Annotated in this window: 14 protein-coding genes and 1 pseudogene; 6 read left to right on the forward strand and 9 right to left on the reverse strand. The window is 53.5% G+C overall.

Translation table 11 applies throughout. The features are described from left to right. Nucleotides 1–52: 52 nt before the first annotated feature. The 6 genes from DS901_RS13820 to DS901_RS13845 form a co-directional block, all read right to left on the reverse strand. Nucleotides 53–1,063, reverse strand: coding sequence for an endonuclease/exonuclease/phosphatase family protein (locus tag DS901_RS13820; protein WP_113777524.1), 1,011 nt, complete (start codon nucleotides 1,061–1,063; stop codon nucleotides 53–55). After that, the gene (gene ugpC, locus DS901_RS13825) at nucleotides 1,060–2,097 is read right to left on the reverse strand and encodes a sn-glycerol-3-phosphate ABC transporter ATP-binding protein UgpC (RefSeq protein ID WP_113777525.1); all 1,038 of its coding nucleotides are present in this window, start codon (nucleotides 2,095–2,097) and stop codon (nucleotides 1,060–1,062) included. Before ugpC ends, DS901_RS13820 begins: the two co-directional genes overlap by 4 nt. Nucleotides 2,098–2,107: 10 nt before the next feature. Next, a complete protein-coding gene (gene ugpE / locus DS901_RS13830; RefSeq protein ID WP_113777526.1) occupies nucleotides 2,108–2,983 on the reverse strand; it encodes a sn-glycerol-3-phosphate ABC transporter permease UgpE in 876 nt (291 codons plus the stop codon). Between the two features lie 9 nt (nucleotides 2,984–2,992). Beyond that, the gene (locus DS901_RS13835) at nucleotides 2,993–3,874 is read right to left on the reverse strand and encodes an ABC transporter permease subunit (protein ID WP_113777527.1); all 882 of its coding nucleotides are present in this window, start codon (nucleotides 3,872–3,874) and stop codon (nucleotides 2,993–2,995) included. Nucleotides 3,875–3,946: 72 nt separating this feature from the next. After that, entirely contained in the window at nucleotides 3,947–5,230 is a 1,284-nt protein-coding gene (locus DS901_RS13840) for an extracellular solute-binding protein (RefSeq protein WP_113778032.1), read from the reverse strand. A 185-nt stretch (nucleotides 5,231–5,415) separates the two neighbouring features. Further along, nucleotides 5,416–6,774 (reverse strand): serine/threonine protein kinase, encoded by a 1,359-nt coding sequence (locus DS901_RS13845; RefSeq protein WP_113777528.1) that lies wholly within the window; start codon nucleotides 6,772–6,774, stop codon nucleotides 5,416–5,418. 678 nt (nucleotides 6,775–7,452) lie between these two features. Between DS901_RS13845 and DS901_RS13850 the strand changes: the two genes are divergently transcribed. The 3 genes and pseudogenes from DS901_RS13850 (at nucleotide 7,453) to DS901_RS19035 (ending at nucleotide 9,937) form a co-directional block, all read left to right on the forward strand. Further along, nucleotides 7,453–7,830, forward strand: coding sequence for a hypothetical protein (locus DS901_RS13850; protein ID WP_113777529.1), 378 nt, complete (start codon nucleotides 7,453–7,455; stop codon nucleotides 7,828–7,830). 433 nt (nucleotides 7,831–8,263) lie between these two features. Next, a pseudogene (locus tag DS901_RS19030) lies at nucleotides 8,264–8,890 on the forward strand (DUF262 domain-containing protein); the annotation flags it as partial. A gap of 471 nt (nucleotides 8,891–9,361) precedes the next feature. After that, on the forward strand, nucleotides 9,362–9,937 hold the full coding sequence (locus DS901_RS19035; protein ID WP_258546767.1) for an HNH endonuclease family protein: 576 nt from the start codon (nucleotides 9,362–9,364) through the stop codon (nucleotides 9,935–9,937). 326 nt (nucleotides 9,938–10,263) lie between these two features. Here DS901_RS19035 and DS901_RS13860 read toward each other — a convergent pair whose 3' ends face one another. Genes DS901_RS13860 through DS901_RS18800 form a run of 3 tightly spaced genes read right to left on the reverse strand, consistent with a single transcriptional unit; the run spans nucleotide 10,264 to nucleotide 11,521 of the window. Further along, the gene (locus DS901_RS13860; protein ID WP_113777530.1) at nucleotides 10,264–10,524 is read right to left on the reverse strand and encodes a hypothetical protein; all 261 of its coding nucleotides are present in this window, start codon (nucleotides 10,522–10,524) and stop codon (nucleotides 10,264–10,266) included. Next, nucleotides 10,521–11,387, reverse strand: a complete 867-nt coding sequence (locus tag DS901_RS13865; protein WP_147249940.1) for a hypothetical protein — start codon at nucleotides 11,385–11,387, stop codon at nucleotides 10,521–10,523. Before DS901_RS13865 ends, DS901_RS13860 begins: the two co-directional genes overlap by 4 nt. Beyond that, nucleotides 11,318–11,521 (reverse strand): hypothetical protein, encoded by a 204-nt coding sequence (locus tag DS901_RS18800; protein WP_113777532.1) that lies wholly within the window; start codon nucleotides 11,519–11,521, stop codon nucleotides 11,318–11,320. The genes DS901_RS13865 and DS901_RS18800 overlap by 70 nt, the downstream gene beginning before the upstream one ends. A gap of 35 nt (nucleotides 11,522–11,556) precedes the next feature. On the opposite strand from DS901_RS18800, the gene DS901_RS13875 reads away from it, so the two are divergent. The 3 genes from DS901_RS13875 to DS901_RS13885 are packed head-to-tail and all read left to right on the forward strand — an operon-like array spanning nucleotide 11,557 to nucleotide 12,330. Beyond that, complete coding sequence (locus DS901_RS13875) at nucleotides 11,557–11,841, forward strand: hypothetical protein (RefSeq protein ID WP_147249941.1); 285 nt, start codon at nucleotides 11,557–11,559, stop codon at nucleotides 11,839–11,841. 1 nt (nucleotide 11,842) lies between these two features. Next, on the forward strand, nucleotides 11,843–12,064 hold the full coding sequence (locus DS901_RS13880) for a hypothetical protein (RefSeq protein WP_113777534.1): 222 nt from the start codon (nucleotides 11,843–11,845) through the stop codon (nucleotides 12,062–12,064). A gap of 2 nt (nucleotides 12,065–12,066) precedes the next feature. Next, on the forward strand, nucleotides 12,067–12,330 hold the full coding sequence (locus DS901_RS13885) for a hypothetical protein (RefSeq protein WP_147249942.1): 264 nt from the start codon (nucleotides 12,067–12,069) through the stop codon (nucleotides 12,328–12,330). Nucleotides 12,331–12,532: the final 202 nt, after the last annotated feature.

Here is a 12,532-nt window from a genome sequence, read left to right on the forward strand (position 1 = left end):
CAGTTAGACCACCACACCGGGGAAAAGTTCTATTGCATGAGCCTTTAATATTTCATGAAACGGGGGCGGTCAGCTGAAAAGAGGCAAGCACCGCGTCGTGATCTGACAGCGGCCGCCCATTTGTATCAAGGCTCGATAGGATTTGCGCATCATAACCGGTGACACCCCGGCAACAGAACCAATCAAGCTTCATCGTTCGTTCAGGGTGCGGGGTGATCAGGCTGGGACGGGTCGTGAACCCGTCAGCGTTTGCGTCCCAATGATAGCCACGCGCCCGCGCTGTCGCGAACAAGGTTTCTGCGCGCCAATCAAAATCGGGCGGAATGTGATTGCCCGTGTTCAGATCCCCGCCGATCACCACAGGAAGCCCCAGTGCAAAATCATCAATCGCGTCCAAGAGCCGGATCATCTGCATATCGCGGTGCGCGGGGGTGGCGTTGCTTTCAAGATGCGTTGAGACAAAACAGATGTCTTCACCATCAACTTTAATCACAGCAGCAATCGCCATCCGCCCGCCAAGCCGTGGCTGGCCCGGATCAGCAGCGTTTTTGTCTGGTGCAAACCAATGCCCATGATCGTCAAGCCGGATCAGTTTCAGGCGCTCGAACGAAGCCGATGACATAATGCCATTGCCATGCCAGCCATCGGCGTTGAAATCATCCGTGCAATAGGCGCGTTCGGTGGCACCCCCAAGATCGAGTTCGTGAAACTCGACACCGTAAGCATAGACCATCCCCAAATGTCCGGCCATGTCGGCCATCGTGTTGCGCTGCTCTGTCCGCGCCATGCCGTTATCCGCTTCGGAAATCAGAATGACCTGTGGCGCAAATGGCCGTAAATGTTCAGCGGTTGGTTCCGGAAACAGGCAACGCTCAACGTTCCACGCAGCGACCGTCACGGGGCCGATGATCTGGTCCGCGGCTTGACCGCCTACTTCGATCTGGTTCATCGCGGGGATCGCGCCCATCAATGCGCGATGTGCTTCGGGCGTGGAGGGTGCACTTAGAATTTGCACGCGCTCTTCAGCCGTGACGCGGGTGAGATTGGGCAGCATTTTTGTCATAGGCGCTGCCCAGTCAGCGCATCGAACAAGTGCAAAGCATCGAGTCCGAAATCAAGTAGCAGATCATCCGCCAGCGCCGCATCATCATTTGGCGTATTCACCACAAAATCTTGCCCCGCGATTTTACCGTGCAAAAGACGGCTCGCACCCAGTTCTTCAACTAACGTCAACTTAAACGGGATCGTACCGGTATCAGACAGCGTGACTTGTTCGGGGCGAATGCCCAATGTCACGTCGCCGTCAGCACAAGGATGCGAGATTGCGCTGTCGCCGATCAACACCTGCCTGCCCACCCCCTTTGCTGACACAAGGTTCATCGGGGGCGCCCCCATGAAGGACGCAACAAACGTCGATGCCGGGGTTCGGTAAATTTCGGACGGCGTGCCGATCTGTTCGATTTTTCCGGCATTCAGCACAAAGATGCGGTCCGCCATTGTCATAGCTTCGACCTGATCATGTGTCACATACATGGCCGTCACGTTCAAACGACGTTGCAAATTGCGAATTTCAACACGCATTTGATGGCGCAGCTTGGCGTCAAGGTTCGACAAAGGTTCGTCAAACAAGAACAACGCCGGATCACGTACGATCGCCCGACCCATTGCGACACGTTGGCGTTGGCCGCCCGACAGTTGGCTTGGACGGCGGTCAAGCAAGGGTGTCAAGCTAAGCATCTTCGCCGCTTCATCCACCTTCGCCGCGATTTGATCCTTGGTGGCCCCACGGTTTTTCAACCCATACGCCATGTTTTTGGCCACGCTCATATGCGGATAAAGCGCGTAGTTTTGGAACACCATCGCGATGTCGCGCTCTGCCGGATCAAGGTTATTCACCACCCTATCGCCAATGCGCAGATCACCGGTTGTGATGTCCTCTAACCCTGCGACCATGCGCAGCAAAGTTGATTTGCCGCAACCCGACGGGCCGACAAGCACGATCAATTCGCCATCGGCGATATCAAAGCTGGCAGGGTGCACAGCCTGCGCGCCATTTGGGTATGTTTTCGAAATATCGGTAACGCTTACGGTTGCCATCTTGGTCTTCCTACTTCTCGGATTCGACGAGGCCCTTAACGAACCAGCTTTGGAAAAAAATCACGATCAACACGGGCGGCAACATTGCAATAATCGCAAGCGCCCATGCCTGACCGTATTCGGGGATATCATTGCCTTCGTAGATGGATTGGGTGATCTGCTTGATCCCGCGCACCAGGGTAAACAGGCTTTCATCAGTCGTGATCAGGGTCGGCCACAGGTATTGGTTCCACCCGTAAACAAACATGATGATAAAGATCGCCGCAATCATCGTGCGCGAAAGCGGCACAAGGATGTCGATAAAAAACTTGCCCGGCCCTGCCCCATCGATGCGGGCTGCTTCGACCAGTTCTTCGGGGACCGACAAAAAGAACTGCCGGAAAAAGAAAGTACCCGTTGCAGAGGCCAAAAGCGGCACGATCAACCCAGTATAGGTGTTTGCCATGCCAAGCCCTGTGACGACCTCGTAAGACGGCAGAATGCGGACCTCAAGCGGCAGCAGGATCGTTGTGAAGATCACCCAAAATGCGAACGTTGCGAACCGCAGCCGGAAATAGACAATCGCGTAGGCAGCAGCCATCGAAAGCACGATCTTGCCAAATGCAAACCCAATCCCCAGGATCAGTGAATTCAGTAACATCGACGTCCCGTCGATCTGTTCGCTAAACCCGCCCTTTTCAAACATCGCTGCGTAAAAATTCGCGCCCATCTGATCGCCAAAGCCAAATTGCAGCCCTTCGCGCGCCAAGGTGATGTTGTCATGGCTCGTCGTGGTAAACGCCAGATAGACGGGGAACAGCATCAGCAGTGCGCCCGCGATCAAGATCGCATGATCGGCCAGATCACTGACGCGGATGGGCTTCTTATTGTGTGTGATTTTGGTCATTTCAGCCCCTCAAGTATAATGAATGCGGCGTTCAAGCATACGGAACTGCATCACCGTAAGCGCCAAAACAAGGACCATTAGAACGACCGATTGGGCCGATGATCCGCCAAGATCGCTGCCCCGAAAACCGTCTGTATAGACCTTGTAAACAAGGGTAATTGGATTGGACGCGGGGTTCCCTTTGACCATGATGTCGATCACGCCAAAGGTATCAAAAAGTGCATAGGTGATATTGATGATCAACAAGAAAAATGCAGTCGGCGCAAGCAATGGAAACGTAATGTCCCAAAACCGCCGCGTGCCTGATTTGTTGTCAATCAGCGCAGCTTCACGCACGGCTACCGGAATCGACTGAAGTCCCGAGAGCAAAAAGATAAAGTTCACCGGGATTTGTTTCCAAACCGAAACGACAATCATCGCAAATGCGGTGTCGTTATAATTCAGGCCGATTTGCAGGTTATAGCCGAAATAGGCGAACAGATCGGTAATCGGTCCGATGTTCTGGTCAAACAACAACGCGCCCAGAAAACCAGCAACAGGCGGCGCGACGGCGTAGACCCACATTAACAACGTGCGATAGGTCTTGGCGCCGCGAATGACCTTGTCGGCCTTCACCGCCAGCAACAATGCAATGCCAAGCGACAGAAACGTTACAAGGACCGTAAAGAACAACGTGAAACCCGCGACCTTGGCGTATTCAGACGATTTTGCCAGACGGGTGTAATTGTCCGCACCGACGTAATTTGACCCAAAACCAAAGGGGTCCTGCAAGAAAAACGATGAATAGATCGCCTCCCCTGCAGGCCAGTAGAAGAAAACAGCGATGATGATCAACTGTGGCAACAACAGTGCCACGGGCATCAAAGGCTGCGAGAACGCCGCGCGCTTCATGTCGAATTCCTGATATGCGAGAATGCAAATAGCGGCCGCATCACTGCGACCGCCGACGGTTATCTGATTTGCTTAGTTTTGCGTTTGTGCAAAACGTGACAGCAATACGTCGGATTCTTCCTTGATCGCTGTGAACGCATCATCCAGTGATGTTTCACCAGTCAGATACCGTGTGTATTCACGGTTCATTACGTCACGGATTTGAACGTAGAAGCCCATGCGATAGCCGCGTGTCCATTCGCCTGCTGGCAATGACAGTTGCTGAATACCAACTTCGGCAGCTGGGAAGCGGTCATAGTGACCATCAGCTTTTGCAACTTCGTAAGCCGCTTCAGTGATCGGCACATAGCCAGTTTCCTGGTGCCACATGTATTGTACTTCTGGTGATGTCAGGAAGCGGAAGAATTCAGCGGTTGCTTTGTTTTCTTCTTCAGGCTGACCAGACATCGCGAATAGGGCCGCACCACCGATAAAGGTTTGTGTTGGCTCTGTTGTGATCGCTTCCCAATATGGCAGGTAAGTTGCTGAGAATTCGAATTCAGCAGTCTTTTGCAAGCCACCAAACGACCCCGAAGACCCGAGCCACAGGCCGACTTCGCCTTGTTGGAATGGTGTCGCGTTGTCGTCCCAGCTTGCGCCGTAGAAGCCCGCATAACCGTTGTCGATCCAACCTTTGAAAGCTTCAAAGTGATCGCGAATTTCTGGGGCGTCCATGTTGATTGTCACGTCAGCGGAATCGTAGCCGTTGTTTGCAGATGCAAACGGCAGGTTGTGACGCGAAAAGAAGTTCTCAGTGAAAATCCAAGGCATGTGTGATTGCGACATCGGCACGTAGCCGGCTTCGACCAGTGCAGGCGCTGTCACGTCTTGGAATTCTTCCCAAGTTACAGGTGCAGTCACGCCAGCAGCTTCGAGCGCGTCAACGTTGAAATACATGATGGGCGAAGATGAATTGAACGGCATGCCGATCATTTTGCCATCGCTGTCAGCATAGAAATAACGAACGCCAGAGATGTAGTCCTCGATGTCGAACGCAATGCCATTATCAACCAGCAGGTCTTGGACTGGGATCGTCGCACCTTGCGCGCCGATCACGGTTGCGGCGCCCGCGTCAAACACCTGCAAGATGTTTGGCTGTTCACCCGCGCGGAACGCGGCGATACCAGCAGTCAACGTTTCTTCGTAGCTGCCCTTGAAGACAGGTGTGATGACATAGTCGCTTTGGCTCGCGTTGAACTCTGTCGCGATCTTGTTCACGGTTTCGCCCAGGCTGCCGCCCATAGCGTGCCACCATTCGATTTCAGTTTGGGCCGCGACCGGGCCTGCCATCGCAGCGGTCATCGCACCAGCGATCATTACGGATGTCGTTTTCATTCTTTGCTTCCCTATTCTTAAAGGGCGCAGTAGCCCTTTATCAGCAAGGGTCACGTATGAGAACTGACACACAGTTTTGTGCAAATTCTGTGAACTATTTGTAAATAAATATAAAACCATACCGCGTGCGCCCGACCAGCCGTGAAGTCAGAATTGCTAACGCAGCGCTAGTGGCGCTTTCCCCGCGGCACCCAATCCAGAACACCGCGCGTTGCGCTGCCTTCTTGGGCGACAGCCTTTAGTGTTTGCGCCTCTGCTTCTTGCACACGCATCGCCTCTTGTGCGGCCTCTTGTGCAACCCGCGCTTCTTCGGCCAAACGCGCCTCTTCCGCCATGCGCGCGGCCTCTGCGGCTGCGCGCGCCTCTTCTTCGCGCTGGAGTTCATCGGCTTCGCGGCTTTCGCGATTGAATTCTTCAATCCACTCTGGACGTGAAACTTTTTTCACTGGGGTTGTGCCGGGCAGCACAGGCTTTTCACGGCTCTTTTTAGGCGCACTATAAACGTGCTTGTTGGTTTCCGCGATCAGTTCGGTCAAGGTCTTGCTAAGACTGCGGGCTTCGGGGATTTTGACGAATTTGACCTTACTGTCGTCACGTTCAATTAGCTTGAGCCATTCCGACGCCGATTGCACGCGGTCCTTTGGCGCGACCTGCATGGCTTTATCGATGGCCTCAAGAAAGGCTCGATCGTATTGCGGAAACCGCCCGGCAAGTGGATCGCACGGATCGGGGTCGTTATTGGTCAACGCGGCGACGCGGGTCTGGCTATTGGGCGGAGATTCACCAGAAATCAGATGATACATCGTGGCACCCAGTGCATACAGGTCGCTGGACGGCCCCTGCTTGCCACCCGCGATGTAAAACTCATGCGGTGAATATCCGTCTTTAACCACGAGCATTGTCGACGCTTTGGTCGATGTCTTGCTTGCATCTTCACGAGCAGCCCCAAAGTCGATCAACGTAGGGCTGCCCCATTTATCGAGCAAGATATTATCGGGCGAAATATCACGGTGTAGCAGATCGTTACGGTGTACAAGATCCATTGCATCCAGCATTTTCACAACGATTTCGCGCACTTGATCGGGGCTTAGCAGCGCGCTGTCATCATCGTCATCAATGATATCCATCAAGTCGCGCCCATGGATCAGGTCAAGCACCATATAGGCGGTTTCATTTTCCTCAAACACTTGGTGCACGCTGACAATATTGGGATGGCGTAGCTTTGCGATGCTGCGCGCCTCGCGCATGAACATTTTTACGCTCTTTTGATAATGCTCCGCAAAACGAGGGGAGTTCACACGAACCTGGTTCCCAAAACGGAAACTCACCGCGTCTGGAAAGCATTCCTTAATGACGACGCCACGTTCCAGATAGATATCGCGGACCAAATAGGTAATGCCGAACCCGCCACTGCCAATCTGCCGGTCGATTTTAAACTTGCCGCCAAGCAAATCAGTACCAACAGGCAAAGCTTGCCCTTGGTCTTCATAGACCTCTGCAGAATCGATGATGCGGGTTTCTTCCATAGGGAGTCCTAGGCTTCAGCGGGTAAAGAGAAACAAAGTACTAGGTCATGGAAACTTGCGTTTCATTGGAACAGTTTATCCAACAATGTCAAGGCGCTCATGCCGGACAAGCGGTGCAACCCACCGCAACCATGCCCTTATTTTTCAACGCCACGCCACCGTTTCGCGGCAAATCCCTGTCCGAACAATGCCCTAGCCAGAAGCAAAAGGTCATAAATTAAGGTGTTCCGCCGTGCCCGGCTGCCGTAACGTCATATTTGATGGGCATCAAAATTCTTACAGATATCAATGGGGCAAAATATTTAATGTTTTCTATACATCCGCGCGATCACCGGGGGCTAATCTAGAACTAGAACCGCAATGTTTACATTCTCTGCGAAAGAATCAGCGCAGTTTCGTGACGCCGGATATCTAAAGACCGTCTTGAAAAATTAAAAATCGTTTAAATACAATAATTTATTTCCGAATAGGCATTCCAGAACCTGCGCGCGGACACCCAGAAACCGCCTTAGTTAGACCGAAATCCGACTTGCTACGGTAATCCCTCCTAAAATTAGTGGTGTTCAAAAGTAGAGTTTTCTCGGCAAGATATCTGAGGAGGTTTACGAAGAAGAACGGACGGTTTTCTTCGACGAAGGGCTATTTAGTTCAGCAGCGGCAGGTCAAGACATCGCTAACATGAAGAGCGTTCCACTAAATTGCTCCATTCACTTCGAACAAGACTCCAAACAAGTCCTTGGCATCCAATTAGCAGATTTGGCGGCGCACACTTGTGCAATGATGCTTCTAGATACATTGGGTAAGCCTAAGAAGTTAGTCGATTGGCCTGACAGCGGTTACGGTGACGACGTGGATGTCGATTTGCCGTTTGAACTGTGGGCCTATTTCCGAAATTCCTTTCTTTCCATTCAAACTCACGAGGATAACGCCGATTTCGACCCAGCAATTGTGGATGTCGCGGAACATGGGCTTCATATAGACCCAAGAGTTAACGAAGTCCTGGCAGAAGCTGCGCTTCGACGCTTCGGCGAGATGTATCTCGGTTGCGCACACTGATTTCGCTGATCCGCAAAACGGCCCTAAGCCGACCTTGCCCCAACCTTATAGATGCTGATGTGCATCCCGCTTAAGGAGACGTTCGCTACAAAAGACCAATGGGGGCGAACTGAAAGAATACGAGCGCATCCGTCAACTATCTCTAGTTGCATAATCAAAGCGAGAATGTTTCTATGAGGTCATGGAGCAAGTACAGAATTTTACTCCCGTCGCATTTGTCATACTCATTTTGATCTTGGCGCTTTCGTCGCCGTTCTTCTACATTCAATTATTTCGCGCGGTTGGGAAAAGCGCGCGCTCCACCATGAATCCAAGAAACAATCATACCACAAACGCGAAACGCGTTTTACCAATTCAGAGGAAAAGACATGAACGACGCCTCACAGCTTCGGATTGAAGCTGCCCACAAGAAGATTTCGGACGTTTTTTTTCCAAGGACTATGCCTTTACGATCCCCGCCTACCAGCGCCCCTACGCATGGGAAACGACGCAGGTCGAAGAGTTGTTGGCCGACCTGACTGATGCCATGGCACCGACCTCAAAGTCAGATGGGTTTTATTTTCTAGGCAGCATTGTTCTGGTAAAAAAGCACGGCAGCCCGGACTCGCGCGTTGTGGACGGACAGCAGCGTTTGACTACGCTGACGATCCTGTTCAGCGTGATCCGCGACCTGACCGAAGACGCTATAAAGCAAGCCAACCGCGAAAAATACGTCAAGCAGGTGGCCAACGAAGATGAAGGCATCCCCGAAGCGCTTCGACTTCAATTGCGTCAGAAGGATCAGGCCTATTTTGAGAAACATGTTCAGGCTGGCGGCGCAACTGACAACCTTCCGACGATAGACGGGTTGTCGGGTGCCAAGGCCCGTATCATTCAGAACGCAGGGACCATCCGCCGCAAGCTGGAAAATATGGGGGAAGAGACGCGCAGTGCGCTTTTGAAATTCCTTCTGCAGAGTTGTTATCTGGTTGTGGTTGAGGTGCCAACGCAAACGGCGGCTCGCCGAATTTTCACGGTCCTAAACGCGCGCGGCATGGACTTGTCTGCCACAGATATCTTGAAGGCTGACCTTCTGGAACGTGCTGGCGAGGACAAGGAAGACAACCTTTCTCAACGATGGGAAGACGTCGAAGTCAGCCTTGAACGCGGTAAGTTCAGTGATCTGTTCACGCATATTCGGATGATTTTTGAGCGGGACGAGCCACGGTCAGCGCTCGAAAACGGATTCCCCGAACAAGTCCCGATTTTTCGCGATAATCCGATGAAATTTATGGATACGGTTCTCGAACCGTTCGCGGACTCATTCTTGCTGTCTATGGACGATGCTGAACTAAGGAGCCGTTTTGGCCACAAAACCGCTGATCTTGTGCGCTCTCTCGAGCGCTTGGACAACAAGGATTGGCTCCCGCCACTTCTTCTTTGCCTTCAGCAGAGCAGTACCGACACCAAAGACGACGTTGCAGACTTTGTCTTCGAGCTTGAGCGGCTGGCATATTACCTGTTCATGGTTCGCGCTGACGTGAATGCCCGTATGAGCCGCTATGCAGATGTACTCGACAAGCTGGAACCGCAAGTTGATCGCAAGCTCCGGGCAGGCGCAAAGGAGCGTTCAACAGCGCTGGAATTGACCCAAGATGAAGTGTTTGCGCTATTTGATGCGCTTGATGGGAATGTTTACTTGGTTACACGGGTCGTCAAACCCCTACTATTGCGGCTCGAGCAGGCATCTCATGATGGATCTGCAAATTACGATTTTCCGACCATTTCAGTGGAACATGTTTGTCCACAAACCTTGGAAGAGGGCTCCCAGTGGGCAGAGTGGTATGCTGACGGTGAAGATCACAGCATTTGGCTGCATACCATTGGCAACCTTGTTCTTTTAAATTTTCGGAAAAACTCGGCTGCCAGAAATTACGATTTCGGCAAGAAGAAGACGAAATATTTTGCTGCTGGTGACACAAGTCCATTCACTCTGACCAATGAGGTCCGTGAATTCGGTTCTTGGAAGCCAGAGGATATCGAAGGGCGCAGAAAAGCACTGTTGAAGCGGTTGGCTAAAGACTGGGGCCTGAAAGACACCTTCAAGAAATGGTGGGAAAACGAATGACAAATGAATATTTCGCATCCAAAGCCTCATGCGTTGATGGGCAGCAATGGGCATACTGCTGATCAGATCGCCAGGAGAGATTCGTAAAGCGTTTACATCCAGATAGAATGGGAATGGCACAGCGAATGTCTCATTCCTCCCATAAAGCTGAACAGCCCCATCATCCTCCCCTCTCACATTCCCGATCCCAGCTGATATTTGTCTTAAAATCCCTGCGCAGGTTCCAGGGCGCGTTGGCTGCCCGCCAATCGAGCTCTTCTTGCGTGAACCGCCGCGGCTCTTCGATGTCGCAGAAGTCTGCAGCACCGTCTGGCACCAGAACCGGTTCAGGGGCGCAGCCAGTGATCAGGCACAACGATAAGATCGGTATCAGGCATTTGGTCAACGGCATGGTCAGACCCCTTATCATCAAGAACTGTTTGTAGCCGCCCGCCGCATGCGGAGAGCTGAAGTTGAAGGGCAGCGAGGTCACGTCGCAAATAGGCCGTGGTTTCACTCCCCTCCCAGCCGCCGATAAAGTTTATGGCCAGCGCCAGTGCTGCTGCGGATCCGGCGATGCCGCCGGCAGCCTCGCTGCGGGCGCTCATGCTTGAGCCTCTGTCTTTGGCTGCATCAGTACACGCGCAACCGCGCCACATGCCGCTGCGATGAGCGACAGCACTGTCATCACGCCATCACTGGGCTGCAGGTCTGGGGCCAACACACCGTCGCGGATCTGATCGATCAGTGAGGTGCCGACTGCTTCCGCTTCGTCTTGGGTATTCCAGCCCAGCACGATGGCGGCCATTTCATCACCAAGCCCCTCCAGCGCCTCCGTGAACGCGGCCTCTTTGGCAGCATCATCCAAGCCTTTGAGCGAGACCTTGAACTTATGGGTAAACCCGTCAAACACATCGCTAGAAATGCCGAGCGCTGCGGTGGCTGCAACCACGCCCTCTTGTACCGACAGCACCGCCTGATTGATCGGATCACTCTCAGCCGCTGACAGTGCGCTGTATTTATAGCTGGTCTTTTTGGAGAGGCCCCAGAATTTGCTTTTCTGGATCTTTTCAAAGCTCTCATACATGGCGTCTTCCATGTTGATCGTCGCGCGGATGCCGCTATCCAGCAATGTGGTTTTGGTCTTGAAGAATGACACCGCAGCCGCAGCGATCCCGATGACGGGCAGCGCGGCACCAATGCTCGACATCAGACCAGCACCGCCACCAATGCTGCTGAACAAGCCGCCAATGCCGCCGCCTGCCCCAAACGTGCCGGCTAATGTGTTGCCAAGCCCACCCAGCAAGCCGCTCCCGCCCGCAAGCCCGCTAAAGCCAGCAGCCAATCCACTGCCCCCGGTAAACGCGCCCAAAATACCGCCGGACCCGCCCATGCTGCCCATTAACCCAGACAGCAGCCCGCCAGAGCCACCCAAAGCAGAGCTGACGCCACCAGTGGCCGCATTAGCCACGCTCCCGCAGAGATCGCCATGAACTGTCTGCGCATCTGCCGCAGCGGCGCATCCATACGCTTGGCACCGCGCTCAAACTGCGCGCTGTCCAAGCCAAGGTTCACCCGCAGGCTACCAATCACCGATGATGACATTGTAAAAACTCCAATTCAAGATGTGGGGGGTGCGCATGGCAATGGGCGCGAAGCGGGAGGCCGTCGCGGGATGGGGAAGGATGGGGAATGTTGGGGGGTTAGCTGACGGCATCGACAACCTTGATGCCCGTGACGCGGAAATAGAAATTCGCAAAGCCGTAGTCACGCACGGCGGAACGCTGATCGAACCGACGATGCAGTGGGGGCCGCTCGAAGTGCAGCTATCGTTGATTGGTGTCAGCGCATCAGGCGCAACCATCGCCGAAGCGGGACGCCAGTGGGTCAAGGCCGTCAGCCGTATGACGAAAGCTGCGGCCTAATATGAATGCTGCACACCGCCCTGCCCGCACCACGCACACAACGCAGGCAGACACGCGCTTGGGCTGGGCGCGCAGCATTCTAGCCGACATCGAAGTTCACTCAGACGCCCGCATCCGACGCGCCTGTAAAACAATCCTAACGCACAGCCGCGACCACGCAGAACGTCAGCTTGCAACGGATCTGCTCACAATGCTCGCGGCCAGCGCCACAGAGGACAAATGACGATGCAACAACTTGATCCTTGTACAGCGCCCCTCGCTACACAAACGCCGCCCACCATAGGCCACAACAGCCAAGAAGCCGATGAACCGTTCGGCCTACGCGCAGCATGGCTGCATTTTGCAAACATGATCGAACTGCGCCGCCTGGCCCAACTTCATGGGCGGATCAACCGTCGCAAACAAAGTCTCGATGAACTCGTGGCCGAACGCCAACGCATCATGAACCGCTGCATCCGACGCATGCGCCGACAGCAAGGAAAGAATTAGATGATAGCGTCACGCACCACAGTTAAGTCAATTGAACGGGCTGTATCAGGCGTCCGTGCGGCAGGCATAGAAGTAGGCCGCGTCATAGTTCATGCAGGCGGGGTTGTGGAAATTGTTGCAGCTGACAGCGCTGCCAGCGTGACACTCACCAAACCGGAGACAATAACGTGCGACGATGTATTCAACAAAAGGGCCCTACGGT

It is taken from the genome of Loktanella sp. D2R18, from assembly GCF_003318235.1.
In the GTDB taxonomy this organism is placed as follows: Bacteria; Pseudomonadota; Alphaproteobacteria; order Rhodobacterales; family Rhodobacteraceae; genus Yoonia.

What these genes read in the sequence shown, in the direction of transcription:
- DS901_RS13880 (WP_113777534.1), top strand. Translation starts at nt 11,843, where the DNA reads ATGAATGCTGCACACCGCCCTGCCCGCACCACGCACACAACGCAGGCA.
- DS901_RS19035 (WP_258546767.1), top strand. Translation starts at nt 9,362, where the DNA reads ATGAGCCGCTATGCAGATGTACTCGACAAGCTGGAACCGCAAGTTGAT.
- DS901_RS13835 (WP_113777527.1), bottom strand. Translation starts at nt 3,874, where the DNA reads ATGAAGCGCGCGGCGTTCTCGCAGCCTTTGATGCCCGTGGCACTGTTG.
- DS901_RS13820 (WP_113777524.1), bottom strand. Translation starts at nt 1,063, where the DNA reads ATGACAAAAATGCTGCCCAATCTCACCCGCGTCACGGCTGAAGAGCGC.
- DS901_RS13860 (WP_113777530.1), bottom strand. Translation starts at nt 10,524, where the DNA reads ATGAGCGCCCGCAGCGAGGCTGCCGGCGGCATCGCCGGATCCGCAGCA.
- ugpE (WP_113777526.1), bottom strand. Translation starts at nt 2,983, where the DNA reads ATGACCAAAATCACACACAATAAGAAGCCCATCCGCGTCAGTGATCTG.
- DS901_RS13875 (WP_147249941.1), top strand. Translation starts at nt 11,557, where the DNA reads ATGGCAATGGGCGCGAAGCGGGAGGCCGTCGCGGGATGGGGAAGGATG.
- DS901_RS13850 (WP_113777529.1), top strand. Translation starts at nt 7,453, where the DNA reads ATGAAGAGCGTTCCACTAAATTGCTCCATTCACTTCGAACAAGACTCC.
- DS901_RS18800 (WP_113777532.1), bottom strand. Translation starts at nt 11,521, where the DNA reads ATGTCATCATCGGTGATTGGTAGCCTGCGGGTGAACCTTGGCTTGGAC.
- ugpC (WP_113777525.1), bottom strand. Translation starts at nt 2,097, where the DNA reads ATGGCAACCGTAAGCGTTACCGATATTTCGAAAACATACCCAAATGGC.
- DS901_RS13840 (WP_113778032.1), bottom strand. Translation starts at nt 5,230, where the DNA reads ATGATCGCTGGTGCGATGACCGCTGCGATGGCAGGCCCGGTCGCGGCC.
- DS901_RS13845 (WP_113777528.1), bottom strand. Translation starts at nt 6,774, where the DNA reads ATGGAAGAAACCCGCATCATCGATTCTGCAGAGGTCTATGAAGACCAA.
- DS901_RS13885 (WP_147249942.1), top strand. Translation starts at nt 12,067, where the DNA reads ATGCAACAACTTGATCCTTGTACAGCGCCCCTCGCTACACAAACGCCG.